Consider the following 26,438-nt stretch of genomic DNA (forward strand, 5'->3'; position numbering starts at 1 on the left):
CATAAAGCCTTAAGGAAGCACAGGATTTAGCTCAAGGATTGATAAGGAGAGTGTGGTAAGCCCCTAGAACAATAGATACTTCCTTGTGACTTAGTAGGTTGTGGCTTGCTGCTTTGTAGTATTTTCCCGATGCAAAGATTGTCCGTGTGTAGCACGCATAGCAAAACGGGCTTTTCGTTGCCGAAAAACCCGTTCTAATACAGCTGATTAAGAGTCGCTTCTTAGTTCATGCCGTATTTTTTTAATTTCTTGCGTAGCGTACCACGGTTGATACCTAGCATGTTGGCAGCGCGAGTCTGGTTGCCACGAGTGTGCTGCATGATGATATCTAGTAGAGGTGCTTCAACTTCACATAACACCATTTCGTAAACTTCTTCAGCTTCTTGGCCGTCCATTTGAGCGAAAAAGTTAGTTACTGCGCGCTTTACTGCATCACGTAGTAATTGAGGCTTGATAGTGCCGTTAGCGGTTTCGATTTTGCCTACGGTAAGCTGATGAGCTTCTGGTTGAGTTGTCTGATCAAACATTCGTATTCTGCTCTTTATTAATTCTTTACTAATTCATCAAAATAACGTTCCAACATGGAACATTGTTCTTCAACAGTTTCCAGCCGATTAAACTCGGCTCTCAATGGTCTCTGCGCTTCTTGGTCCAGATACCATCCAACATGCTTTCTGGCGATACGTAACCCTTTGTATTCGCCATACAATGCATATAAGTCTTTGAGGTGTTCCAGCATCACTCGACGCTTTTCGTCCACTTCAATTGGCGCTAGCTTATTACCTGTTTCCAGATAATGTTGGATCTCTCTGAATACCCAAGGCCGTCCTTGAGCGCCTCTTCCTATCATCACGGCATCGGCACCAGTATGGTCAAGCACAAAGCGTGCTTTCTCTGGGGTGCAGATGTCTCCGTTAGCGACAACCGGAATAGAGACATTCTGTTTAATAGCGGCAATGGTGTCGTACTCGGCTTCGCCTTTGTACATGCATTGTCTCGTGCGGCCATGTACGGCTAACGAGGCAATACCACAATCTTCTGCTATTTGGGCTATTTGAATACCGTTACGGTGTTCTGGTGCCCAGCCGGTGCGAATTTTCAGTGTAACCGGGACATCCACTGCGGCAACGACAGCTTGCAAAATCGCTTTTACTTGCTCTGGTTGCTGTAGTAGTGCCGATCCAGCCAGCTTCTTATTCACTTTTTTTGCAGGACATCCCATATTGATATCGATGATCTGTGCCCCTTGTTGTACGTTGACAACGGCGGCGTGAGCCATCATATCGGGATCGGCTCCTGCAATTTGTACTGAGCGGATCCCATTCTCACCAGCATGTGTCATACGCTGTCGGCTTTTGTCGGTATCCCAAACTTCAGGATTGGACGAAAGCATCTCTGAAACCGCTAAGGCAGCGCCATAACGTAAGCAGAGATTTCGAAAGGGTTGGTCGGTGACTCCTGCCATAGGAGCCACGATCAGCTGATTTTTCAGTTGATAGGGTCCAATCTGCATTTATCATTACACCTTGCGCTTCAAAGGGGCGCTATAGTACGCCTTTTTCAAGCCGGTGAAAAGGTCAATAAATGACCTGAGAGCAACTTTTTTACTTGACTTTTGTGTGCTGTGAAGTCATTGGCGGCCTTGCGGCCGCTGGCTTTTACCGTTATTTGCGGGTGCCTGTCAAGCGACTCCAATCTTCTTTGTGAGCAGGCGCGTCCATGTCAAACCATTGGGCGTAATGTTGGCTAATTTCATCGGCTTGCTCTTTAAGCAAACCCGATAGTGCCAATAAGCCGCCTGGCTTAACTTTTTCGGCGATAAGCGGCGCTAATTCTCTCAGTGGGCCGGCGAGGATATTGGCCACGAGCACGTCTGCTTTTAGGTCGGCGGGCTGATCTTCGGGTAGGAATAGCGCCAGTTTGTCGGCGACACCGTTGCGTTCGGCGTTGGCTTTAGAGGCATCGATGGCTTGGTAGTCAATATCGATGCCTGTGACTTTTGCTGCGCCGAGCTTCAGCGCGGCTACGGCCAAAATGCCAGAGCCACAGCCAAAGTCGATCACCTCTTTACCGTTAAGTGCCAGTCCATCTAACCACGCTAAACACAGGGCGGTTGTTGGGTGAGTGCCGGTACCAAAGGCTAGGCCTGGGTCGAGCATCACATTCACGGCGTGTGGGTCGGGCACTTCGCGCCAGCTAGGGCAGATCCACAGACGTTTGCCAAACTGGATAGGATGGAAGTTGTCCATCCATTCACGTTCCCAGTCTTTATCTTCAACTTGCTCTATCTTGTGGCTAAAGTCGGCGCCTAAGTAAGGCTGTAGCTTGAGCATGTCAACGATAGGGGCCAGATCATAGTCGGCTTCAAACAGTGCCGTCAGTACGGTATGGCTCCATAGGGGAGTTTCACCTAAATTCGGCTCGTAAATAGGGTTGTCTTTGCCATCTTCATAGGTGATCGATAGGGCACCAAAGTCCATCAGCATATCGCTTAATTGTTCGGCGTGTTGGTTATCGGTATCAATCTTTAACTGGATCCAAGCCATGGGATCTTCTCTCTTAGGTCAATAATGGCGTTATTGTAAACCATGCGGCGGCTAAAGGCAGAGCGATCTGTTATTGATATTTGTGCTTTATAGAATAAAACTGCCGATTCAACTGCTTATGTCGCTATTTTTGAATGGATTGTTTTGTTTAAATTGGTTGTTTAACCCCATGATTATATTGGTTAAGTGGTTTTACCTTTGTTTTGTACTTTGAGGTTTGTTTGTGAACTAAGTCAAAAGTTGCCTGTTTGCTGGGTGAGGTAAATCACGCTTTGCTAATGGCAGGCGTTTACTCTGCTTGCTTGCTGTTATGGTGTAGATCCCGACACTAGGCGTTGAATGATAATGAACTCCAAAAGTATGCAATCTCATCATATCCATTATGCTTCGCTTGGCAGCCCATGGTCTGCTAAGGCGGACAAAATTCAAAGTGCAACTGGCATCATGCTGGGGTGCTTTTTATTGGCTCACCTGCATTTCGAATCCAGTATCTTGTTGGGTAAAGAGGCTTTTTATCATGTGGTGCAGTTTCTTGAAGGAGGGCTGTTTACCTCTACAGGCCATGGTATGCCCATTGTCACTAAGGTGTTTTCGATTTTTATCATGTTGGTGGTCATTGTTCATGCGGCAGTGGCGCTGCGGCGTTTTCCGGCGCAGTTGGGGCAGTGGCGCGCCTTAAGACGCCATATGCAGGGCATCAAGCATAAAGACAGCCACGCCTGGTTTTGGCAGCTAGTGACAGGTTTTATTTTGTTTTTCTTAGCGCCTGTGCATATTTTCACCATGATCACTAACCCTGAAATTGGCCCGCATCTTTCTGCTGAGCGTGTGTATCACGCCAATGCGTGGTTGCTGTACGCCTTGCTGCTGCCGGCTGTGGTTATCCACGCCATGATAGGTCTGTATCGAGTGGCATTGAAGTGGGGCTTGACGGCTAATCGTCGTGGGCTACGTAAGGTCGCTAAAATATTGATTATTTATCTTATTAGCATAGGTGTGTTGAGCTTGGTGTCTTACCTCATTATTGGTCGTGAGCTGACGTTACCTATCACGCCTTTTGTGCCTTGATGGTGTGTTAGCTTAGGTAGTTTAGCATTTTGTGAAGTATTGGTTAGTGTTTTGATCTACCTCACGGTTTAGTGGCTGTTTGTGAGCGACATTAGGGCTAAGAGGTTGCCCAAATTGTGCGGCCTGATGCTATCGCCAAGAGGAGATAATATGTCGCTGACTCGTCATAACAGTAAGTTAAGTGGTTGGCTCGATCTGAGCCAGAGCCTCACCGGTGTCATATTGACCCTGTTTTTGTGGACCCACCTGCTGTTAGTGTCCTCGATTTTACTGGGCGGCGATGCGATGACCCTAGTGGCAAAAACCATGGAGCTGAGCTTTTTAAGCGCCGATGGTCATGGTTACCCTTGGGTGGTGACTATTATCGCCGTTGTGGTGGCGGTGCTTGCCTTGATCCACGTGTTGGTGGCTGTGCATAAAATGCCACTCAACTTGGCGCAGCAGCGAGCTTTGCGTAAGCAGATGACGGTGATCAGCCATGGTGATACTAAGTTATGGGTGTGGCAGGCGATCACGGGCGTGGGCATCTTTTTATTATTACCAGTACACCTGTGGTTGATTGGTAGCGCTCCCGAAACTATTGGCCCTATTGGCAGTGCCGATCGCATTTGGAACCAAGGGGTGTGGATGGTGTATCTGCCATTACTCTTGTGTGTTGAGTTGCATGCCGCCATTGGGCTTTATCGAGTCGCCATAAAATGGGGCGCCGAAAAAGCACTTAATCATCGCGCGCGAATTAAAAAAATAAAAACCATTGTAAGTGTTGTGTTTGTGGTGATTGGCATCGCGTCATTGCTCGCCTTTCTTCCCTATGCGAGTCAATAAGTGGTGGTTCAATACCCTGTTAAGGAGCAAGTGTGAAACTGATATATACCGATTCTCTGGTCGTTGGAGCCGGACTCGCGGGGCTGAGGGTGGCGATAGCCTCAAAAGAGCGAGGGTTAGATACTGTTGTATTGTCATTGATCCCAGCTAAACGATCCCATTCGGCGGCCGCCCAAGGGGGGATGCAGGCAAGCCTTGGTAATACGGTAAAAGGGATGGGCGATGATGAAGATGTCCATTTTCAAGATACAGTAAAAGGATCGGACTGGGGGTGCGATCAAGAGGTCGCACGCATGTTTGCCCATTGCGCCCCTAAAGCGGTGCGCGAACTCGCAAACTGGGGCGTACCTTGGACACGGGTAACCAAAGGGCCGCGTGAGGTCGTGGTGAATGCCCAAAAGGTCACCATTGAAGAGGCAGAAGCTGCCCACGGGTTAATTAACGCCCGTGATTTTGGTGGCACCAAGAAGTGGCGCACCTGCTATACGGCAGACGGCACGGGTCACTCATTGCTTTATGCGGTCGATAATAAAGCGATTTCATTAGATATCCCCGTTCATGAGCGTATCGAAGCCTTAGCCTTAATTCACGATGGCACGCGCTGCCACGGTGTGGTGGCTCGCTGCCTGATCACGGGCGAGTTACGTGCCTATATTGCTAAATCGACCACGATTGCCACTGGCGGTTATGGACGAATTTACGAAGTCTCAACGAATGCCATTATCTGCGAAGGCATTGGCCAAGCATTAGCGCTTGAAACGGGTGTAGCTAAGCTGGGGAACATGGAGGCGGTGCAGTTTCACCCTACCGCCATTGTGCCTGTGGGGATTTTAACCACTGAAGGCTGCCGCGGTGATGGCGGCTTGCTGCGTGATAAAGATGGTCATCGTTTTATGCCCGACTATGAGCCAGAGAAAAAGGAGCTGGCATCTCGTGATGTGGTGTCGCGGCGCATGACCGAGCATATTCGTAAAGGGCAAGGGGTCGACAGCCCATATGGGCCGCATCTGTGGCTCGATATTACCTTGCTGGGACGTAAACATGTCGAGACTAACCTGCGTGAAGTCAAAGAGATCTGCGAAAACTTTTTAGGTATCGATCCGGCTAAAGATTGGATCCCAGTTCGCCCGACCCAGCACTATTCGATGGGCGGTATTCGCACCGATGCCACAGGTCAAAGCCCGCAGCTTAAAGGCTTATTTAGCGTCGGCGAAGCGGCGTGCTGGGACATGCACGGCTTTAACCGTTTAGGCGGTAACTCCTTGGCTGAAACCGTAGTAGGCGGCATGATCATAGGTAAATATGTTGCTGATTTTTGTCAGCAAAATACCTTAGAGATTAATACCGCGCTGGTGGAAAAGTTTGTTAATCAGGTGCGCAGCGAAATTGACGATTTGGTCGAAGGTCAAGGCAGCGAATCCGCTTTTGATATCAAGCTCGAGATGCAGCGCATCATGATGGACTACGTGGGTATTTTCCGTAACGGTCCCGAGCTGCAAAAGGCAGTAGATGAGTTGCAAGCCTTGTTATTGCGCTCACGCAATATCGGCTTAACCTGTAAGAAACGCCATGCCAATCCTGAGTTGGTTGAAGCTTTGCGGGTTAAGCGCATGCTTAAAGTGGCACTCACAGTCGCTTGTGGGGCCGAGGCGCGCACCGAAAGTCGCGGTGCCCACGCTCGTGAAGACTTCCCGCAGCGAAACGATAAAGAGTGGCTTAACCGCACGCTATCGAGCTGGCCCAGTGCCGATGCTACGTTACCCGTGCTCGATTATGAACAGCTGGATGTGATGAAAATGGAGTTGCCGCCAGGTTATCGTGGCTATGGTATCAATAATGCGATAGCACATCCTGATACCGAAAAACGTGAGCAGCAGATCAGCGAAATATTAAGTCAATTGCCTGATGATGCAGACCGATATGCGCGGCAGCATGCGTTGATGCCCTTCGAAGTTCCCCCGTCTCTACAAGAGAAAAACGAGCGTCTACATGATAAATCGCTGAGCAATCGCGCGCAGCTTGGAGATGAAGCCAAATGAGCCAAGGTAGAACCTTAACCTTTAATATTTTCCGCTACGATCCGCAAGAGCCGGGTGATAAGCCTAAAATGGTTAAATACCAGCTTGAAGAAGCACCAGGGATGACAGTGTTTATTGCACTGAACATGCTGAGAGAGAAGCAAGACCCTTCATTGCAGTTCGATTTTGTCTGCCGGGCCGGTATTTGTGGTAGCTGCGCCATGGTGATCAATGGGTATCCGACGCTGGCGTGCCGCACCTTAACCAGTAAATACCCTAAAGGCGAGATCACCTTGATGCCGCTACCGGGTTTTGAATTAATTGGCGATCTATCGGTCAATACGGGTAAGTTTATGCGCGAACTCGCCGAACGCCTAAAGCTGTGGTTGCATCCAAGACAGGATGAAATCGATATCCATCGTATCGAGGCGCCGATGGCACCCGAAGAGGCGGCTAAACTGTATGAGCTCGACCGCTGTGTTGAGTGCGGTGTGTGTGTGTCGGCCTGCGCCACCAAGCAGATGCGCGACACCTTTGTCGGTGCCGTAGGCATGATGAAAATTGCCCGCTTTGAACTCGATAGCCGTGATGCCCGTAGCGTGGAAGACTTTTACCATGTGATTGGTAATCAAGATGGGGTGTTTGGTTGCATGACCTTGCTCGGCTGCCAGGATAACTGCCCGAAAGATCTACCGCATATGCAGCAAATTGCCTATTTACGCCGTAAAATGGCCGGTGCCTTGGTATAGAAACAGCACCATCTTGCCATAAAAAATGCCGCTCATTAGCGGCATTTTTATTCAGCATAGATAATCTATCGTTTAGCTTTTAGAGCGTTTCATGGCGGTAAAGAACTCTTCGTTCGTTTTCGTCATGGCAAGCTTATCGATAAGGAACTCCATCCCCGTCACTTCATCCATTGGATTAAGGATTTTGCGTAAGATCCACATTTTCTGTAGCTCTTCGGGTGTGGTCAGTTTCTCTTCACGACGAGTACCTGAGCGGTTGAAATCAATCGCTGGGAATACACGTTTTTCTGCTGCTTTACGCGACAGGTGAAGTTCTTGGTTACCTGTACCTTTAAATTCTTCGTAGATCACTTCGTCCATCTTCGAACCAGTATCAACCAACGCAGTAGCGATAATGGTTAAGCTGCCACCGTGTTCGATGTTACGTGCAGCACCAAAGAAGCGCTTTGGACGATGCAGTGCGTTAGCGTCAACACCACCGGTAAGTACCTTACCTGATGATGGTATCACTGTGTTGTAGGCACGTGCTAGGCGGGTAATCGAATCGAGTAAGATCACTACGTCTTTTTTGTGTTCAACTAAACGCTTGGCTTTTTCGATTACCATTTCGGCCACTTGTACGTGACGGCTTGCTGGCTCATCGAAGGTAGAAGCGATAACTTCACCTTTTACCATGCGTTGCATTTCGGTCACTTCTTCAGGGCGCTCATCAATCAGTAGTACCATCAACACCACTTCTGGGTTGTTGTAGGCAATGCTTTGCGCCATGTTTTGCAGTAGCAGTGTTTTACCGGCTTTTGGCGGCGCCACGATCAAACCACGCTGACCTTTACCAATCGGTGAGCACAGATCCAAAATTCGCGAGGTAATATCTTCAGTTGAACCATTACCACGTTCCATACGCATACGCTCTTCAGCATGCAGTGGGGTAAGGTTTTCAAACAGGATTTTATTACGAGAGTTTTCAGGCTTGTCGAAGTTAACTTCGGTGACTTTCAATAAGGCAAAATAACGTTCGCCCTCTTTTGGTGGACGGATCTTACCAAAGATGGTGTCACCCGTTCGCATATTGAAACGACGAATTTGGCTGGGTGAAACATAGATATCGTCTGGGCCAGCGAGATATGAACCATCAGAGCTACGCAGGAAGCCAAAACCATCTTGTAGAATCTCTAAAACACCACCACCGAAAATATCTTCGCCGCTTTTTGCGTGGGCTTTAAGGATTGCGAAAATAATGTCCTGCTTGCGAGCGCGGGCCATATTTTCTAACTTCATGTCTTGGGCGAGTTGTACTAAATCTGAAATCGGTGTGTCTTTTAATTCTGATAAATTCATCTTGGTGGGTCTTGTTCTTACGTGACAATGCTATCTTTGATCAATGAATGTACAACATTTAAGAATATCGATCGAATAGCAAGAAGTGGGTTAGTTAGAATGAGTCTGGTTATTAAAGTAGCACTAACAAGGCTAGGCGTCTAGAAATTTAGCGAATCCCGACACAATTACTTTTGTAAGCTGTGTCGAGAGTCACTTTATATGATCAAAATGTCATAGAGATCGAGGTATTACAGCTGAGCGTCGATAAACTCTTTAAGTTGAGTCTTAGACAATGCGCCCACTTTAGTGTCGGCTAGCTCACCGTTTTTGAAGATAAGTAAAGTAGGAATACCACGTACGCCATACTTAGCAGGTGAAGCATTGTTTTGGTCAACGTTTAGCTTGGCGATAGTTACCTTGCCTTCGTACTCTTCTGCTACGTCATCTAGGATTGGGGCGATCATTTTACAAGGACCACACCATTCAGCCCAGAAATCCACCACTACAGGGATGTCAGACTTAAGTACGTCGTTTTCGAAGCTGTCGTCGCTTAAGGTAATAATTTTATCGCTCATGATGTTCTCCAGTTGAGGTGCCATTACTGGTTTGTTAATGGCTTAAGCTGTATATTGGGTCTGAAATCAGCTTTTCAAGATTTTTTAGCGGCTTTCAGAGCTGTTTTTTCATTAGCCGCTATTTCAAACGATTAAGTTCCTTATTGCAACCCTAACTGGTATGCTTGCGCTATGAGCGAAACACATTTAACAAATACAAAGTTTGCCGACTTTACTCTGCATCCAGAGATACAACAGGCACTAATCGAAAGCGGTTTTGAATATTGCACGCCAATCCAAGCATTATCATTACCAATTTTACTCCAGCATAAAGATCTTGCGGGTCAAGCACAGACAGGTACAGGTAAAACCTTAGCCTTTTTGGTCGCCACCTTTAACCACTTACTGACCACTCCAGCTCCTGAAGGACGTGAGATCAATCAGCCTCGTGCGATTGTGATGGCGCCGACACGCGAATTAGCGATTCAAATTGCCAAAGATGCCAACTTATTGGCTAAGCACACCGGACTAAAAGTCGGGATTGTTTTTGGTGGCGAAAGCTACGATGTGCAGCGTAAGGTACTTGATAAAGGCGTCGATATCTTAATTGGTACCACAGGGCGTATAATCGATTACGTTCGTCAAGGGATACTCAATCTCAGTGCGATTCAGGCCGTGGTACTCGATGAAGCCGATCGCATGTTTGACTTAGGCTTTATTAAAGATATTCGTTTCCTTTTCAGACGTATGCCTGACGCCAAATCGCGCCTGAATATGCTGTTCTCGGCGACATTGTCGATGAAGGTGCAAGAGCTCGCTTATGATCATATGAATGATCCTGAGAAAGTCGAAATTGCCCCCACTGAAAAGACCTCAAAAAACATTACCGAAGAAATTTTCTATCCTTCACAGGATGAGAAGCTACGTTTGTTGCTGACTTTAATTGAAGAAGATTGGCCAGATAAAGCCATCGTCTTTTGTAACACCAAACATAGCTGCGAAAAGTTGTGGGCTCACTTAGAAGGCGACGGACATCGTGTGGGGCTGCTAACGGGTGATGTGCCACAGAAGAAACGTATTCGCATCTTAGAAGAGTTTACCCAAGGTAAGCTAGACATCTTGGTTGCCACAGATGTTGCTGCACGTGGTTTGCATATTTCTGACGTATCTCATGTGTATAATTATGATCTTCCCGATGATTGCGAAGACTATGTACACCGTATTGGTCGTACGGGTCGCGCTGGTCAAAAAGGGATTTCGATCAGTTTTGCTTGTGAAGAGTATGCCCTTAATTTACCTGCGATCGAGAGCTACATTCAGCACTCTATTCCTGTCACTAATTATGACAGTGAAGCCTTGCTGACCGATTTGCCGCCGCCTGTACGCATTCACCGTAAGCATACTACACGCACCGCTAGCCGACCTGGCAGTGGCAAACCGCAAGGTGCTCGTCCGGGCGCACGCCCAAGACGTCATGATAGGACGCGTAGACACAGCTAAATGAAGCGCGCTGCCTTAGGGCCGAAATATGCGGCCATCACCTTAGGATCAAATAGTTTTAATATGCTGGTGGCGCAAACTGTCGCCGGTAGCCCTAAAGTGGTGGCAAAATATAAGCGCAAAGTGCGCCTTGCAGAAGGTATTGGCCTTGATGGCGTGTTAAGCCCCGAGGTGTTTGCCCGTGGTCTTGACTGCCTAAAGATGTTTTCACAGATGCTCGATAAAGAGGGCATTAGCCGAGACCATATTGCCGTCATTGCCACTGCGACGCTGCGTAGCATCACCAATGCCAGCGCATTTTGCCAAGCGGCGTTGCCAATTTTAGGTCAACCGATTGAGATTATTTCGGGGCTGCGTGAAGCGGAATTGATCTACCAAGGCATGGTTGCAACCACCACCACAGAGGGTCGCCGATTGGTGATCGATATTGGCGGTGCCAGCACTGAGTTTATTATTGGTGATGGTGACAAAGTGCTTCTCAAAACCAGCCTTGCCATGGGCTGCGTCACGTTTAACCAACAGTTTTTCAATCAATTTCCGTATCAAAAAGCAGACTTTGATCTTGCCCAGGCTCATGTCGTTAGCCTGTTGGGCGACTATCGTGCTCAACTGCTTAAATTGGGCTGGCATGGTGTGGTTGGGGCATCGGGTACGGTGCAATCTGTGGTTGAATTACTCAATGCCCGTGGTATCTCAGCCACCATCACCCCGGCGATTTTACGGCAATTACGCGAAGAAGTGCTCACTCAAACCGATGCCAGCATGCAACAGATTGAAGGCTTGCATCATGAGCGGGCAACCACTTTTGTGGCAGGATTATCTATTTTGCTAGGCTTATTTAATGTACTGCATATTGAGTCGTTAAATTTGTCGGGCGGGGCCCTACGTGAAGGCGTATTACTGCAATTATCTGAGCGAATTTCAGCCACCTCTGCGTCATGATTACCTCTTACCTCCAATAAATGTTTGTTTTAACCCCCATAGTTTGAGCGCCAGAGTTAAGTGATAGCCCCACTTAATTTAACGCCGTAAGTTAACATTTGACTCGCAAAATACACGCACAAAAAAGCCGCTAATGCGGCTTTTGTTAATGCATTATGCAGAACGGCCTAGTTAAGTATGTTGGCCAGATCGACTTCTAATGAGGTCTGTGGGCGCTCAACAATGCGGCCAATCTCTTTACCTTGCTGTTTAACGATAAAGGTCGGAATACGGCTAAATTCGTACTGCGCCGCTAAGCCTTCGCTATCTTGTTTGCTGCGATCCACCCCAATGTAGGTCACCTTAATGTTGGGGTTGTTCAGCTGCTCTATGATACGAATAAAGCGCGGCGTTTCGCGGTGACAATCGGGGCACCAAGTGCCAATAATAACGACAATTTCTGTCGGCTCTGTAATCGCCTTTAATGGTTCGATGGCCGCCGTATCGACTTGATAAGTTTGGTAACCTTCACTAAATTCACTGAGCTCGGTCACTAAGGTTTGTGCTGGAACAATACCGGTTAGAATCACTTCTTGTTTCTCCTCACTGCAAGTGGCAATAAAGCCTTCTTGCTTGCCTTCAAAGGCGCAACCGCCATTAGCCAATACCTGAGTGCTAAAAAATAGCGCCGTAGTGGCAAGTAAGGCTGCAATATTATTGGTCATGATAATTCCTCAGGGACGATAAGCACTAGATTCATTTAACCCCATTCAATCATCTAAATCGGTTAGCGAGTAGCGCTTATTATCCTAGCTGTTAACTGGATCACGGCTAGGATTAAATTAATGACACTTAGGTCTCATCTCATCCTAGGCAGATTGTGTTAGTCAGCTCCCGAGGAGGAAACGTTAGGCCTTTACCAAGCTGTTAAGGTCGGCAGGGCGATAATAAACCGACTTTAACACCTTGCCTTGTCGCACGACTTTACCTGCCATATCAACATCTTTAGCACATTTAGCTATGATGAAGTCGCCTTTCTTACTACCGACAATGTCAACACCCTGTTTAGCATAATGAGCGACGGTTTCTGCTAACTCTTGTTCATTGCGGCACACCTTGCTCATGTTGCTCGAGTGCACTTCATCCCAGCAGCGCACAAAATCGATATCACGATTATTGGCCACATGCAGCAGCAGATCGATAAGGTAACTAATAGCGATACAGTCGTTAACCTGTTTGGCACCCATATGCACCAGACGCCCCATTAACACATAAACAGAGTCGACAATAGCATCGGCCTGTTCTATGCGGCAATCGGCTTCGGCCAGTTCGGTAAGCTCTTCAATCGCTAAAGAGGTGTGTAATGTATCGGCTTTATCATCGAGACTACTGGTATCTTCAATGGGCAGATCAAAGGTGGAGCGGAACTGGTGAATATCGCGATAAAGGTGATCATAAAGCGGTTGCTGTAGTGCGGTTAATTTCATCAAACTGGCCTTGGCATATAACGATTAATGGCGCAATTCTAATTTAATGGTGCGGCAATTGAAAGCCATTGCCACCGCCGAGCCTAGCGATGCTGAGATAAAAAAACCGCCCGACGAAAGAGTCGCGGTGCCGGGCGGGAGCAATGAAAAGGGGATAAGCTATGACACATTTAAGGGCGGCTGGGCGATGCATACTTAGCGGTGAGTTGCTCAAGGTAGGGCTGCACCTCTTTATCGCCCCAATCTAAATAGCCGCGTAAAAAACCGATAAGGTTGCCGTCGCCATCAAACACATAGGTGGCAGGCACCACATCGGCAGGCAGCATCTTGTCGATCTGCCGCTGCGGATCGACAAGAGTGGGGTAGTCACCTAAGTTATGGCGGGTTAAAAACGCGGCCACTTGATCGTATTGCTCATCGATAGACAGTGGCAGTACCACTAACTTATTGGTGAGATTATCGCGCCGGATCTTGTCCATCATAGGGATCTCTTTAATGCAGGGGGCGCACCAAGTAGCCCACAGGTTAACGAGTACCAGATTGCCGCGATAATCGCTCAGGTTAACCTTAGCCCCCTCAAGGGTTTCGAAAGGGACTTCGCTGACCTTGCGTGCGTGTTGCATCTCGATAAAGCGCGACATGATCATGGGTTTAGGTAAGTTATCACCGGTGGCGTACACCTTTTCATTTGGCATAGCGGCCTGTGATTGCCCCATAGTGAGTAGCATTAATAAGCCGATAATGGCCAGCAGTTGTTTAGTCATGATGAGTATCCATATTGCTGATTTTATGAGTTTTAGTGGACTGATGTTGTTTAAATCCCCATGCGAACACCAATAGCAGTAACCCCAGCGGAAACAGATACAGTACGAAAGTTCCCGCGGCGAAGGTTGGCATATAGCGGATCTGTTGGCCGTAACGGGCCACCATAAAATCGATGATCTCGCTTTTACGTTTGCCTTGTTCTAACTGCAGGAAAATTTCTGCTTTGAGCTCATTGGCTATCTTGGTTTGCGAGTCCAACAGGTTTTGATTGGCCGACATGGGACAGCGTAGTGACTTAGCGATATCAAATCCCAAGGCTTTTATTTCGGCTTGAGAATAGACTGGAGCCGGCGTCGATGCGGGCAAGGATGACGGCGTTGCAGCGTTGACCGAAAATACGCTTAACCCTAGCCACAATAGGCAGTTGAATGTGACACGTTGGCAAAGTGTCAGTTGAGACTTCATCATAGCCCTCCATTATGAACTGACGGCGCACCAAGGCGATGCCCTGCGCTGTGAGTGTGACGCGCGGCGCCGACAATGGCTGGACGGCGTAGCAGGCAGATACCGGCCACCATCATCATTAAGGCCCCTATCCAAATCCAATTGACCAAAGGTTTATAACTGATCCGCACAAGGTATTCGCTGTCACTGAGCGGTGTCCCCATGGAGATGTAGATGTCGCCAAACAAGCTGCGATGGATCCCTGCGGCCGAGAGCTGCATGCCGTTAGTGTTAAAGGTCTGTCGCTGCGGATAAATATAAGCAAACACCTGACCTTTGGTATCGCTGACCTGGATTTTCGCTTGAATCGCACTGTAGCTTGGGTATTCAACCTGCTCGGTTGCTTCATAAACAAAGGTGTATCCCGCCACAACTTTTCCTTGTCCCGGCCCCATTCGCAGTAACTCGTCCTGCTCAAAATGAGACACAGTGGTTGCGCCTAAAATACTCACTGCCACGGCCAAATGGGCAAGACACATGGCATTAAAGCGCTGAGAACGGTTCGCGCTTGGCGCTCGCTGACCATATTGCTGCCGCACTGCAGCGATGATACAGATGAAGATCCATAGGGCCGAAAAACTGCCGCAAATAAAGTAGCCGCTAAGCTGGGGCAGTGCCATTAGGTTCAGTAGCACTGCCAGCCCTAATGCCAGCCCAGCATACAGGGCTAATGGTATAAACACCTTGGGCTGCGCCTGTTGCCAGCGTACCAAGGGGGCAGCGCCCATCAGCAGGCTGATCAATACCAGCAGCGGGATAAACAGACTGTTGAAGTAGGGGGCGCCGACTGAAATACTTTGCTCTGTAAGGACTTCATAGAGCAGCGGATAACAGGTGCCAAGTAAGATGGAGAGCGCGGCGATGAGAAGAATCAGGTTGCCCAGCATCATCAAGCTTTCTTTGCTGTGCACGCTATAGCAGCTCGGTTTGAATAATGACGGCGCGCGGTAGGCGAACAAGGTAAAGCCCCCAGCCGAAAACAGTATCAGTAAGGTTAAAATCGACACGCCTCTGCTCGGATCGGCGGCAAAGGCGTGTACCGATTGCACCACTCCCGAACGTACTAAAAAGGTGCCCAGCAGGCAGATAGCAAAGCCTAAAAGGCAAGTGAATAGGGTTGAGGCATAAAAAGCATTGCGTTTACTGCTCAATATGAGCGCATGCATCATGGCGGTGGCCACTAACCAAGGAATGAACGAGGCGTTTTCGACAGGGTCCCAAAACCACCATCCTCCCCAACCTAGCTCGTTATAGGCCCACCATGAGCCAAAGGCGTTGCCGCCAGTGAGTGCTACCCAAGTTAAAATCGCCCATGGGCGGATGCGCCGGCAGTGGGCTTGGATATTGGCTTGGGTATCGAGTAGCGCGGCCACGGCCGCAGCAAAACAGACGGTGAGGCCCACATAGCCGATAAACAACAGCGGCGGATGCAATATCAGGCCAATGTCTTGCAATATGGGATTTAAATCGCGCCCCTCGAGCGGAATATTGGGCAGTAAGCGCGCAAACGGGTTAGAGGTAAACAGTAAGAAGAGTAAGAAGCCGCACATGATGGCGGCGAGAATGGCACAAAGGCTGCGCATAAAGGCGCTGTTAGCTTTGTGCTGGTTCACTATGTAGCTGCTCCACAGGGCGGTGGCGGTTATCCAAAACAACATCGAGCCTTCATGCCCCCCCCACACCGCCGCGACCTTATATACACTGGCTAATTGGGTGTTGGAATGGTTTGCCACGTAGGCGACTGAAAAATCATTAGCAATAAATAGGTAACCCAAAATCACCATCACCCCTAATAAGGCAAAGGTATTGAGATGAATTAATAAGCTGATCAGTGCATTTGTGTATGGTTCGCTGCTGTTTTTTAATAGTGGTAACACTGCGATTAGTAAACAGATCACTGTTGCAATAATAAGTAGTAATAACCCAATTTCTGCCGCCATAGTTCCACCGATGATATTAATTATTTGCGTGTCTGCATTTATTAATCGATAGCGTTAACTTTGCTTATGTAGATAAATAGAGACTGTATTAAATGCACAGTAAATTAATGGTGGCAGCGTTTCTGTGAGCTTAAGCAAGTAAAACCAACCAGTCCTCTTTGCTGAATATTTTTGAAAAATAAATCTATATTTTGAGTTGTTTTTATATCTAAAAAGTCACCATTTATAACTAAAAAATAAACCTACCAACAATCCTACCTGATTGTCTTTTAAGGGTTTTTGTTTGTTTGACAACTGTTGATAGATAATGGCGTGGGAGGTGTGCGCTAGCTCATGTTTTTAATGGTTTTTATGTGAAGAATACTGAACTTGCTCAGTTGTATAAGTCGTTCGGTTAACGGTTGTTTTTATTAAATCCAACAGATGGTTGTGTAATGGATGAGCAATTTAATGTTGGTTATAGCAATACAGAATAAAATAATATTTAGGAGTGAATGATGAGACGATGGAAACACAAGGTAGCCTTAAGCGTGCTATTTTGTTTCGGTGCCATTGCTAATGTTAACGCTGCTGGTGGTAAATATAACAGCGTACCAGAAATGGGCAAAACCGCACAAAACGCGATTGCTAACTATCAAGGTACAGAACAAAAGAATGGTGTGAAAACACTGCAAGATTATGTGGTTCAAGAGGCGGAGCTATTTGACTTTTTATTTGAGAACCACCCCATGTTTAAATACCACGAAGCCGGTAATTTAGTCGGCGAATATCATATCAGTGACCGTGGTGAAGAGTATTTAGATACAGGCTCTAGTCCTAAGTACAGCGCCAGAGTCGGTGCGCCACGTGCGGTGCAGTATCGCTTAGGGGCTAAATCGATTCTTGATTACCCTAATAACTTTGTTGGCCCTGAAAAATGTGCCGAATGTCATGCAACCCAATATGAAAAGTGGCAGCGTTCACGTCATGCCAGAACGATTCGTTTCCCTGGTGAGCACCCAGAAGTGGGTAACGACATCGAACAAACCATGTATCAGACTAAGGATACCTCCATCTTGCCAGATGGTATTACCCCGGATGCTATCTACGCCACAGTGGGTACACCACGTACCAAATATGGTTTTATCGACTCTTGGCTAGTCCGCGGTACTTATCATATCGAAGGCGGCTTACTTAAAGATGGTACCGGTAAGATGATTGCCGGTGGTAACCAGTTCTCACGTGGTTGGGCGGAATGGCTCACCCCTGAAATGGCACAAAAAATCAATGCCGTTATCCCTGAATTCCCCACCACAATGGAAGAGTTCGGTGCCAGTGGTTCGCATCAATGGGGCATGAGCTCTTACGGCGCTAAATACCGTAAAGAGTTGTTGTTCCAACCTGCCAGTTCTTACTGTGAAGTGTGCCACACCTTCAAATTTGATTTCCAAAGCAAACAAGAGTTCTTTGATGCCCTTGGCGATCCAAAGAAACTGCAAGAGCACACGATTAGCCGGGGTATCGCGTGTGAAGAGTGTCATGGCGCAGGTGGTCACTTAGATGGTGGTACAGGCGGTATGGAGTCAAATTGTGAACGTTGTCACCAACGTTTCCAATATGACGAAACCTTAGCCGATACACCGCAAGCGCAAGAAAAGCGTGAGTATGCCTTTGGCGTGAAAATGAAGTCACTTTGTCCTTCATGTGGTACTGAAGGGTCGCAAATGTACAACTCAGTTCACTATGAAAAGGGGATGCGTTGTATTACTTGCCATGATCCACACGAAGTCACCGATGGCGATTGGAAGTCGGATATCACTAAGCCTAAGCTGAAAACAGATTGTAAGGATTGCCATGCAGCGCAAACCCTAATCGCTAGCAATACCGATACCCATAGCGAACAAACGTGTCAAAGCTGTCACATGCCTAACATGGGCAGTTGTGAAAACTTCAAAGCGATTCAGTTCCCAGACCAAGCTGGTTTCGACGCCGTGCGTAAGTCACACATGTGGAAAATTGATGTCAGCCCAACCCGTAAAACACTTAACCCACCAGAAGGCCAGTCGCGTGTTGCGGGTCCTGAAGGCGCTAAAGGTTGGACTGTGGCGAAAAATGAAGAGGGTCGCTCATACCTAGACTTAATGTGGACCTGTGCTCGTACCTCAGTTTCCGACCACGATGTGGTTGAAAACAAAGGTTGTCACAGTCAGTTCCAGTCAGAACTTGAAACGGGTCTGCATTATGAAGATCAGATGGAGATCTACGGTGAAGTGATGAAGTGGCAGAAGCCAATCAAAGAGGTGTTCACCCAAGTTGAACAAGCTCTGGTTCGCATCGACCAGTTACTCGAAGTCACTAAGCTGTCAACTGAAGACAAGACTCAAGTGCTTATGCTCGCAGAGAAAGCACAAGAGACAGTTGATCTGATTAAGAACGACGGCTCTTGGGGTGTGCATGGCTTCCGTTATAGCCAGAAGCGTCTCGATGCAGCACTGACCTATGTAACACAAGCGCAAAACATTTTAGACGGCAGCGGCTACTCGGCTAAAGCTCACTAAAAGGGATTGCTAACGGACCTAGGCATGGAAGACAGATAACCCTCTGTGCCTAGGTTAATAGGAGCAAGCATATGAAACAATGCGTTGGAATGATCTTAGCGGCCATGATGGCAAGCGGTATCGCCCCTTGTTATGCCGGCGGCGGCGGGGAGATGGCACCGGCGACCTATCATGAGATCAAGCTCAACACCATCAGCCTGCTGGAAGCCGAGCACTTACTCAAGCAAGGAGGGGTTTACTTTTTTGACGTAAACACCTTAGAGCTTTGGGCCGAAGGGTTTATTCCTGGAGCCGTGTACTTCAACGTCGATAACTGGAAGGCGTTACTGCCTAAAGAGAAAGGTGCCGTCATGGTGTTCTATTGTGCCAATCGTCTCTGTAATGCCAGCGAAATCGCGGCGCGAGAAGTGATGAAGCTAGGGTACACCCAAGTGAGACAGATGCATGATGGCATCTATGGCTGGCGCCTATCGGGTCGAGCCACTGAAAAACCATAACAATAAGATTTTTATCCATTTGACATTCATTCGAGCAATAACGTTTAGAGAGAATCAATATGAAAACGATCACCAAGAAGTCTTTATCGCTGACCACTTTATCCCTACTTTGCGGTTTCTCGTTGATGGCCTCGGCCAGTGAAGTGAGCCAAGAAGTGAATGATGCCTCATATGCCATGGGGGCGTCGGTTGGCCATTATATTTCCGGCAAAATTTACAATCAGACTGAGCTCGGCGCCGAGATCCATATCGACACTGTCATTCAAGGGATGATTGATGCGCTTAAGGGCGAGGGCAAGATGTCGGACGAGGAGATCTTGACCCATTTAAATACGCGAGCAGAGCTGCTTAACACTATCAGAGAGCAGCGCATTGAAGATCTGTCGATTAAAAATATTGCCGCCGGCAGCGCGTATCTCGCCACCAATAAAACCAACTCAGGCGTTACTGTGACGGATTCGGGCCTGCAATATGAGGTCATCACCCTAGGCTCTGGGCGTAAACCGCTAGAGTCAGATGTGGTCACAGTGCACTACAAAGGGCAGTTGGTCGACGGCACCGTATTTGATAGCTCTTATGATCGCAATGAACCCAATCGTTTTGCCTTAATGTCGGTTATCGATGGCTGGAAAGAGGGCATAGCCCTCATGCCAGAAGGCTCAACCTTTCGTCTGACTATTCCGTCAGAACTTGCTTATGGCAAAGAGGTGGTCGGCATTATTCCGCCTAGTTCAACCCTGATATTTGATGTGGAGTTGGTCAAGGTTGAAGAGCCAGGTGAAAACAGTAAAGGCATGGGGTTAAGCGGCATGGGCATGGGTGGCATGATGGGCTCTGGTCACTAAGTTTACTCACCAGCAGTAGGGATGGTTATGAATAGTCTGGTTATTGCCATAGTGGTTACGTTAATGAGTTTCATCGCTCCTTTATGGATACTTCATCTCCGAGCCATAAACAACGTTGACACTAGAGACCTCAAGTCTGCCACCTTGACACGGGATGGCTGGAAAATTCCCAGTGCTATGACGGCTACCCTGCTGCTGGTTCCCCTATTAATTTACAGTCAACTTGGTCGTTTTAATGAGTGGGATAAGGGCTTTATCGATGAAAACATCGACTACCTTATTGCCGCCGATATTAATAAAAATGCCCAAGCCGCCAGTGAAACACCAAGCAATAAAATTGCCTTACTCAACTTAGCCTACGCCTATACAGAGGGCGGGTTATACCGTGAGTCGGTCGTCACACTGGACAAATTACTGGCAATAGAGACAGACGCTGAAGTGCTCGGCATGAAAGCCAATGCGCTCTATTACCGTGATGGTCGAGACATGAGTAAAGAGGTGGCCGATGCCATCTCTCAAGCCCTAGCACTCGATCCGAATGAAGTTCAATCTCTGCTGCTAATGGCGACTCACGCTTACTTGAATAGGGACTTTCAGCAAGCGATCGTCTATTGGCAACAGTTATTGAATAGCGACAACCCAAGTATTAACCGAGCATCAATTAACAATGCGATTTTGAAAGCTGAGCAGAAAATAGCTAACCGTATCGTGACTGCATCTGAGTAAAAGAGTCACCTAAAAAATCAGGTTAAAACAGGTGGGCATCAATGCCGACCGATGGAGGATGCTGTGAGTGAAAATATAGAGAGACGGAGGTTCCTTAAATGCTTGGGAGCCAGCTCTTTGATACTGGGGCCCTTAGGGTGTTCATCTGTCAAAGAGGAAAATGCCAATAGCAACAAACCGCATTACGTGATGGTGTTCGATCAAAATAAATGTGTGGGGTGTGGCGATTGTAAAGTGGCCTGTAATACGGCCAATAATTTGCCCGAAGGGCAATCTCGTTTACTGCTAGAACAGCAGTCTGGCCACGTTGAGGGGCAAAAATGTCCTCACTGCGGTAAGACTGACTGTGGTTGTGAGCGTAAATATGTGCGCGTGTCATGCCAGCAATGCAAAAATGCGCCTTGCGTTTCGGTATGCCCTACGGGCGCTGCGCATCGCGATCCCACAACGGGTATCGTCACCATGGATGCCAGTAAGTGTGCGGGCTGTAAATACTGTATTGCGGCGTGTCCCTACAATGCGCGTTACATCAATGAAGCCACAGATGTCGCCGACAACTGTGATTTTTGTTTAAACAGCAAATTGGCTAAGGGTGAGCTACCTGCTTGTGTGCAACAGTGTCGATATGACGCATTGATCTTTGGCGATATCAATGACCCTAACTCCTATGTGAGTCGGTTATTGGCGGTAAAAGACTCTGTTCGTATCAAGTCACATTTCGGTACCGAACCCAGTTTACGATACATACCTGTAGTGAAATTGGGAGTATAGCTATGGACGGAACACTTGAATTTACCATAGGGCTGTCTGAAGGCGTTGCCTGGCCATGGCCCATTGCCGTTTATCTGTTTTTTGCAGGTATTTCGGGTGGGGCGTTAGCGGTAGCCTTGTTTATTCGGTTTTATAAACAACAAACCATCAATACCCCTTTCTTGAAGGCCTCTGCGTTGGTGTCATTTGTCACTATCGCCTTGGGGATGCTGTGTCTGGTACTGGACTTAACTAATCCGCTGTTTTTCTGGCGGATATTAGTTTATTACAACCTTAACTCTGTGATGTCGGTCGGGGTGATCGCGCTGTCGGCTTATATTCCGCTGGTGGCAGTGATCGCCCTGTTTGCCTTGGAAGAAGAGATTAAGCAGATCCCATTGCTACGTCCACTGTTACCCATTATCGACAAGTTACGCGCCTGGCGCCGCCCTTGTGAGGCATTGGTGTTGGTGTTGGCATTAGCCGTGTGTGCTTATACCGGCTTTTTGATCTCGGCGTTGATCCGCTTTCCGATCATTAATACTTCGGTATTACCGGCGCTGTTTGTGGCATCGGGATTATCGGCCGGTGCCGCGGCGGCCAAGATGTTGGCAGTGAGCCTGTTTAAAGAAGATAGACACAGCCAAGATATGCAGATTTTGCACGGTGCAGAGTGGCCCATTATGTTTGCTGAGGCGCTGTTCCTGTTCATGATCATCATGTCGTTGATGACAGGCAACGCTGGCGCACAAAGTGCGTTTGCAGCCTTTCAATCGGGCACGTGGGCGGTGGTCTTCTGGCTGGGTGTTGTGGGGGTGGGCTTTGGTGGTCCGCTGCTGCTTAACTTCGCTACGGGTAAGCAATTTAGCCATTCATCACAGGCATTTTACCTCTCGGGTTTATGTGCGGTGAGCGGCATGATGTGCTTACGTATGTTTATTCTGTATGCGGGGCAAAACTTCGCAATTTAACTGTGTGTTCAAGCCTCATCTCGCGCGCCGAGGTGAGGCATTGAATCGCCATTCTTGCATCGTCATTAAGGAGTCCATATGGCCATCAGAGCCCCATTGTTAGTGATATTACTGTCGTTGGTTACCTTAGGGTGCGACACCGCGCCAGTGAATGCCGCCCATGATCATGCCAACGCCATCGGTGAGCATGAACGCTGCCATATGTGCGGCATGATGATTAAGAAATACCCCGGCCCCAAGGGAGAGTTGCTGCTCAGCGGCGGCGAGATTAATCCGAGTTTCTGTTCAACGCGGGACATGTTTATGTTTGCCCTACAGCCAGAAAATCAGCGCCAAATTAGTCAGGCCTATGTCCATGATATGGCGATAACCGATTGGGACCATCCAGACGATAGCGCCTTTATCGATGCGACTCAGGCGTGGTATGTCTATGGCACCAGCCGCAAAGCGGTAATGGGCAGCGCCGTGGCGCCTTTTTCAACAGCAGAGGCTGCCGAGCAATTTGCCCGCGAATATGGTGGTGCGGTATTCAGTTATGAGCAGATCACCTTGTCCTTGTTAACGGCAGAATAAGTTGAGTCTGCAACGATGAGAGCTCGGCAGCGGTGCACTGTGACGCTATTGATGCCTTTAATGAGCATGGGCTTAGTGTTGAGCCTAAGCAGCACTAAGCTCAGTGCCGATGAGCCAGAGGCCACTAACACAAGGTGCATGGCTGTGGTCACGCCGCAAAGTGCGGCGTTGGGGGCGATGATTGACGTCAGTAATAGTGCCGAGCTGTCGCATCAGTTAGCACAGGCTGCGCCGAGGAGCCATATTGTGTTGCAATCCGGCACCTATTTAGGGCGGTTTATTATCGATAAAAGCCTGTCTATAACAGGACGTCCCGGTGCCATTATCGAGGCGCAGCACCAAGGGGCGGCGCTGACGATTAACGCCAGCCATGTCACCATTAATGGCCTTACCATTAAGCAATGGGGGGGCGACCTGTACCAAAAAGATGCCGCCATTTTACTGCATGCTGGCAGCGATGATGTCCAGCTGCTGAATAACCAATTGAGTGGCCAAGGTTTTGGCATTTATGCCCAGCAACTGCAGCGGTTGACCATTTGCGGCAATCGCATCACGGGTGACAGCCACACCTTTAAGTTAGATCGCGGCGATGGCGTCCATCTGCAGCGAGTGGATGGCGCCTTGATCAGCGCCAATCAGATCCAGCAAGTCAGAGATGGTATCTATTTAGAGTCGGGTAAGGGCAGCCAAGTGTATGGCAATCACATGAGTGACATGCAATATGGCATTCATTACATGTATACCCAGCAAGATAGCGCCATGGACAATCAGGCCAGCCGTGTCGATGGCGGATATGCATTAATGAACTCCACCGATATTCACCTTGCCCATAATCAAGTCACCCATGCTAAAGAGTTTGGCGTATTGCTTAATATGACCAATGGCGCCTTGGTTGAGGCTAATCGAATGGCTAATATCAGCGCGCCTGATGCGATCAAAGGCGATCTGTTTTCCGAAGGTAAGGGCATTTTTATCTATGGTGCCCGCGATAACCACATTAAGGATAATCACATCGCCAATAATGATGTCGGTATTGCCATGGCGCTGGGCGGCGAGAGTAATCAAGTGTCCCTCAATCGCTTTATCGATAACGGCACCCAAGTGCGTTACGTGGGCGAGCAGAGCGTCGAGTGGAGCGAGCAACAGCGGGGCAATTATTGGAGCGACTATCGTGGCTGGGATCTTAATGGTGATGGCGTGGGCGACAGTATGCATCTGCCAAACGATCGTCTCGATCGATTATTTTGGCTCTACCCCGAGGCGAGTTTTTTAATGGCCAGCCCCATAGTGACATTACTTAAGTGGCTCGATAACCAAATACAGGCGGTCGACGCCAGTGGTGTTATCGACCGTTACCCTTTGATGGAAAATAGCGCGGCGGCGCACACGAGGGGCGCATTATGAGTGTCAATAACTTAGCGGTACAACTTGAAGGCGTTGGGCATCAATTTGCCGAATTGCGCGCCCTTAATCAGATTAATCTCAGTTTGCCCAGTGGGATGACGATGGCGCTACTGGGTCATAACGGCGCGGGTAAGTCGACCTTAATTAAGGTGATATTAGGCTTATTGACTCCTGACTCTGGTCGAGTCGACGTGTTAGGGCAGAGGTTAACGTCAGGGAAGAAACCTAGCAACGTAGGGTATTTACCTGAAAACATTCATTTTTATGACAAGTTGACCGGGGCGGAAATCTTACGTTATTTCGCCGCACTTAAAGGGGAGAGTCATCAGCGAGTCGCACGGTTGATTGAGGAGTTTGGCTTAGGCTATGCCCAGCATAAATTGGTTAAAGGTTACTCTAAGGGGATGAAGCAGCGGCTTGGCTTTGCGCAGGCGATTTTAGCCTCACCGCAGTTATTGCTACTCGATGAGCCGACGGTGGGCTTAGATCCTCAGGCATCGAGCTTTCTCTACCAAAAAGTGGCCCAATTAAAGCGTCAAGGTTGCGCGGTGATCATCTGTACCCATGAGCTTAATTTAGTGGAGTCGCAGCTGGATGTGGCGATGATGTTAGGGCGCGGTCAATGCTTGGCTTATGGCACGTTTGCCGAGCTGGCAAAGGCAAGCCCATTGCAGGTTAAGATAGTGCTTGATGGGTTAGCGGCGTTACTGGTGACGCACCCCTATCTACAGGCGTTTTATCGCCAAGGTGCGCTGCACTGCGCCCAGTCTGAGCAGCCAGCGCTAGTGCGTTACTTAACCACAAAATGCCAGCGTTTTGATTTCACCTTGCATTTGCCTGGGCTCGCCGAGATTTATCATCACAACATGGCGCAGATGCAGCACTGCACAGAGCAAGGTTTAGGTTTCGTTACCGAGCCCGCCTTGTAACCCATAGGAGTATAAATGATGTCGACAATCGGTGGGGCGATCTGGCGTCAGCCTATGATGATCATCGCCGCAAAAGAGTGCAAAGACAGCTTGCGTAACCGTTGGGTGGCGGTGATTTTTGGCTTGTTTTTTCTGCTGGCCTTCAGCGTCACCTTTGCAGGTAGCGCAGTGTCAGGTACCTTAGCCTTCCCGTCGCTGGTGAGTGTCATCGCCAGTTTATCTACCATAGCTGTGGCGATCATACCTTTGGCGGCCATCTTGCTTTGCTACGATGCGTTTGTCGGTGAAGAGGAGTCGGGAACCATGCTGTTACTGCTCAGCTATCCATTGACTAAAATGGATATTTTCTTAGGGAAATTGCTGGCCCATAGCGGTATTATGCTGGCCGCCATCGTGAGCAGTTTTACCCTGAGCGCGACCATTTTGCTCTGTTTTGGTCAAGGATATCAGTGGCAACAAACCTTGTGGGTGTTTGGCCAATTCATTGCCAGCAGCGGGTTATTGGCCCTGACGTTTATTTTGCTAAGTTATGTGGTCAGTCTGCGCGCCACAGAAAAGGCCAAGGCGGTTGGCACACTATTGTCGCTGTGGTTCGCCTTAGTGTTAATTTACGATTTACTCTTGTTGGCGCTGCTGGTGGCCGATTTAGGGCATCGAGTACAATGGCTAGTGCAGCTGTTAATGGCCTTAAACCCGACCGATATTTATCGTGCAATCAATCAGCTTGCCACCCATGCTCCTATGGGCAGCTTACCTTTATTGAGCCAATTTCAGGGGGGCGCGTTGTGGCTATATGGACTGATGTTGTTGTGGGTAGCGCTATTAGCTTGGCTGACCCTGCGTACCTTTATGCGTAAGGCGATTTAGATTATTGGGCGAAAGACTTGATATTCAATTTTAAACCCATCAGACTCCCGCAACACTGAGTCTTGGTGGTGTGATAAGCAGGCATTAGCCTAGGATACCAATTTCTACAGAAATTTGTATTTTGTGTTAAAAGAAGTGAGCA

Annotated in this window: 26 protein-coding genes; 16 read left to right on the forward strand and 10 right to left on the reverse strand. The window is 48.3% G+C overall.

From position 1 onward, the window contains the following. Positions 1 to 221 precede the first annotated feature (221 nt). The 3 genes from fis to prmA all read right to left on the reverse strand — a co-directional run bounded on the left by fis (position 222) and on the right by prmA (position 2,546). The gene (fis, locus tag DN599_RS00125; protein ID WP_011864135.1) at positions 222 to 527 is read right to left on the reverse strand and encodes a DNA-binding transcriptional regulator Fis; all 306 of its coding nucleotides are present in this window, start codon (positions 525 to 527) and stop codon (positions 222 to 224) included. A gap of 17 nt (positions 528 to 544) precedes the next feature. Next, the gene (gene dusB / locus DN599_RS00130) at positions 545 to 1,513 is read right to left on the reverse strand and encodes a tRNA dihydrouridine synthase DusB (RefSeq protein ID WP_110455642.1); all 969 of its coding nucleotides are present in this window, start codon (positions 1,511 to 1,513) and stop codon (positions 545 to 547) included. A gap of 151 nt (positions 1,514 to 1,664) precedes the next feature. Continuing rightward, a complete protein-coding gene (gene prmA / locus DN599_RS00135) occupies positions 1,665 to 2,546 on the reverse strand; it encodes a 50S ribosomal protein L11 methyltransferase (protein WP_110455643.1) in 882 nt (293 codons plus the stop codon). A gap of 345 nt (positions 2,547 to 2,891) precedes the next feature. Here prmA and DN599_RS00140 point away from each other — a divergent pair, with 345 nt between their 5' ends. The 4 genes from DN599_RS00140 (at position 2,892) to DN599_RS00155 (ending at position 7,206) form a co-directional block, all read left to right on the forward strand. Further along, on the forward strand, positions 2,892 to 3,614 hold the full coding sequence (locus DN599_RS00140; protein ID WP_110455644.1) for a fumarate reductase cytochrome b subunit: 723 nt from the start codon (positions 2,892 to 2,894) through the stop codon (positions 3,612 to 3,614). A 150-nt stretch (positions 3,615 to 3,764) separates the two neighbouring features. Continuing rightward, positions 3,765 to 4,439, forward strand: coding sequence for a fumarate reductase cytochrome b subunit (locus tag DN599_RS00145; RefSeq protein ID WP_110455645.1), 675 nt, complete (start codon positions 3,765 to 3,767; stop codon positions 4,437 to 4,439). Between the two features lie 32 nt (positions 4,440 to 4,471). Beyond that, positions 4,472 to 6,478 carry a fumarate reductase flavoprotein subunit gene (locus tag DN599_RS00150; protein WP_110455646.1) on the forward strand — a complete coding sequence of 669 codons (2,007 nt, stop codon included), beginning with the start codon at positions 4,472 to 4,474 and terminating at the stop codon, positions 6,476 to 6,478. After that, complete coding sequence (locus DN599_RS00155; RefSeq protein ID WP_110455647.1) at positions 6,475 to 7,206, forward strand: fumarate reductase iron-sulfur subunit; 732 nt, start codon at positions 6,475 to 6,477, stop codon at positions 7,204 to 7,206. The genes DN599_RS00150 and DN599_RS00155 overlap by 4 nt, the downstream gene beginning before the upstream one ends. Before the next feature lie 72 nt (positions 7,207 to 7,278). Here DN599_RS00155 and rho read toward each other — a convergent pair whose 3' ends face one another. After that, positions 7,279 to 8,544: a transcription termination factor Rho gene (gene rho / locus DN599_RS00160; protein ID WP_110455648.1), complete on the reverse strand. Its 1,266-nt coding sequence runs from the start codon at positions 8,542 to 8,544 to the stop codon at positions 7,279 to 7,281. A 230-nt stretch (positions 8,545 to 8,774) separates the two neighbouring features. Then, positions 8,775 to 9,101: a thioredoxin TrxA gene (trxA, locus tag DN599_RS00165; RefSeq protein ID WP_110455649.1), complete on the reverse strand. Its 327-nt coding sequence runs from the start codon at positions 9,099 to 9,101 to the stop codon at positions 8,775 to 8,777. A gap of 171 nt (positions 9,102 to 9,272) precedes the next feature. Here trxA and rhlB point away from each other — a divergent pair, with 171 nt between their 5' ends. Both rhlB and DN599_RS00175 read left to right on the forward strand, forming a co-directional pair. Next, positions 9,273 to 10,580, forward strand: coding sequence for an ATP-dependent RNA helicase RhlB (rhlB, locus tag DN599_RS00170; RefSeq protein ID WP_110455650.1), 1,308 nt, complete (start codon positions 9,273 to 9,275; stop codon positions 10,578 to 10,580). Next, on the forward strand, positions 10,581 to 11,522 hold the full coding sequence (locus DN599_RS00175) for a Ppx/GppA phosphatase family protein (RefSeq protein ID WP_110455651.1): 942 nt from the start codon (positions 10,581 to 10,583) through the stop codon (positions 11,520 to 11,522). A gap of 167 nt (positions 11,523 to 11,689) precedes the next feature. Here the strand turns inward: DN599_RS00175 and DN599_RS00180 are convergent, their stop codons facing one another. The 5 genes from DN599_RS00180 to DN599_RS00200 all read right to left on the reverse strand — a co-directional run bounded on the left by DN599_RS00180 (position 11,690) and on the right by DN599_RS00200 (position 16,197). Then, complete coding sequence (locus DN599_RS00180) at positions 11,690 to 12,226, reverse strand: thioredoxin family protein (RefSeq protein ID WP_110455652.1); 537 nt, start codon at positions 12,224 to 12,226, stop codon at positions 11,690 to 11,692. A gap of 183 nt (positions 12,227 to 12,409) precedes the next feature. Then, positions 12,410 to 12,988, reverse strand: coding sequence for a nucleoside triphosphate pyrophosphohydrolase family protein (locus DN599_RS00185; protein WP_110455653.1), 579 nt, complete (start codon positions 12,986 to 12,988; stop codon positions 12,410 to 12,412). Positions 12,989 to 13,158: 170 nt separating this feature from the next. Then, positions 13,159 to 13,752 (reverse strand): TlpA family protein disulfide reductase, encoded by a 594-nt coding sequence (locus tag DN599_RS00190; RefSeq protein WP_110455654.1) that lies wholly within the window; start codon positions 13,750 to 13,752, stop codon positions 13,159 to 13,161. Next, a complete protein-coding gene (locus DN599_RS00195; RefSeq protein ID WP_239473189.1) occupies positions 13,745 to 14,221 on the reverse strand; it encodes a cytochrome c-type biogenesis protein in 477 nt (158 codons plus the stop codon). Before DN599_RS00195 ends, DN599_RS00190 begins: the two co-directional genes overlap by 8 nt. Then, on the reverse strand, positions 14,218 to 16,197 hold the full coding sequence (locus DN599_RS00200; RefSeq protein ID WP_110455656.1) for a heme lyase CcmF/NrfE family subunit: 1,980 nt from the start codon (positions 16,195 to 16,197) through the stop codon (positions 14,218 to 14,220). Before DN599_RS00200 ends, DN599_RS00195 begins: the two co-directional genes overlap by 4 nt. Before the next feature lie 497 nt (positions 16,198 to 16,694). Here DN599_RS00200 and DN599_RS00205 point away from each other — a divergent pair, with 497 nt between their 5' ends. From DN599_RS00205 to DN599_RS00250, 10 genes are all read left to right on the forward strand, one after another. Continuing rightward, positions 16,695 to 18,734 (forward strand): multiheme c-type cytochrome, encoded by a 2,040-nt coding sequence (locus DN599_RS00205; protein WP_110455657.1) that lies wholly within the window; start codon positions 16,695 to 16,697, stop codon positions 18,732 to 18,734. 71 nt (positions 18,735 to 18,805) lie between these two features. After that, positions 18,806 to 19,231 carry a rhodanese-like domain-containing protein gene (locus DN599_RS00210; RefSeq protein ID WP_110455658.1) on the forward strand — a complete coding sequence of 142 codons (426 nt, stop codon included), beginning with the start codon at positions 18,806 to 18,808 and terminating at the stop codon, positions 19,229 to 19,231. Between the two features lie 59 nt (positions 19,232 to 19,290). Next, complete coding sequence (locus DN599_RS00215) at positions 19,291 to 20,076, forward strand: FKBP-type peptidyl-prolyl cis-trans isomerase (RefSeq protein WP_110455659.1); 786 nt, start codon at positions 19,291 to 19,293, stop codon at positions 20,074 to 20,076. A gap of 27 nt (positions 20,077 to 20,103) precedes the next feature. Next, a complete protein-coding gene (locus DN599_RS00220; protein ID WP_110455660.1) occupies positions 20,104 to 20,802 on the forward strand; it encodes a tetratricopeptide repeat protein in 699 nt (232 codons plus the stop codon). Between the two features lie 63 nt (positions 20,803 to 20,865). Then, on the forward strand, positions 20,866 to 21,573 hold the full coding sequence (locus DN599_RS00225) for a 4Fe-4S dicluster domain-containing protein (RefSeq protein ID WP_110455661.1): 708 nt from the start codon (positions 20,866 to 20,868) through the stop codon (positions 21,571 to 21,573). Between the two features lie 2 nt (positions 21,574 to 21,575). Further along, complete coding sequence (gene nrfD, locus DN599_RS00230; RefSeq protein ID WP_110455662.1) at positions 21,576 to 22,523, forward strand: NrfD/PsrC family molybdoenzyme membrane anchor subunit; 948 nt, start codon at positions 21,576 to 21,578, stop codon at positions 22,521 to 22,523. Positions 22,524 to 22,601: 78 nt separating this feature from the next. Next, positions 22,602 to 23,096: a nitrous oxide reductase accessory protein NosL gene (locus DN599_RS00235; protein WP_110455663.1), complete on the forward strand. Its 495-nt coding sequence runs from the start codon at positions 22,602 to 22,604 to the stop codon at positions 23,094 to 23,096. 60 nt (positions 23,097 to 23,156) lie between these two features. Continuing rightward, on the forward strand, positions 23,157 to 24,500 hold the full coding sequence (nosD, locus tag DN599_RS00240) for a nitrous oxide reductase family maturation protein NosD (protein WP_239473190.1): 1,344 nt from the start codon (positions 23,157 to 23,159) through the stop codon (positions 24,498 to 24,500). Next, positions 24,497 to 25,429 carry an ABC transporter ATP-binding protein gene (locus DN599_RS00245; RefSeq protein ID WP_110455664.1) on the forward strand — a complete coding sequence of 311 codons (933 nt, stop codon included), beginning with the start codon at positions 24,497 to 24,499 and terminating at the stop codon, positions 25,427 to 25,429. Before nosD ends, DN599_RS00245 begins: the two co-directional genes overlap by 4 nt. A gap of 15 nt (positions 25,430 to 25,444) precedes the next feature. Continuing rightward, positions 25,445 to 26,296, forward strand: a complete 852-nt coding sequence (locus DN599_RS00250; RefSeq protein ID WP_110455665.1) for an ABC transporter permease — start codon at positions 25,445 to 25,447, stop codon at positions 26,294 to 26,296. The last annotated feature ends 142 nt before the right edge of the window (positions 26,297 to 26,438 follow it).

The sequence above is a fragment of the Shewanella algidipiscicola genome, assembly GCF_900380485.1.
GTDB classification, from domain to species: Bacteria; Pseudomonadota; Gammaproteobacteria; order Enterobacterales; family Shewanellaceae; genus Shewanella; species Shewanella algidipiscicola.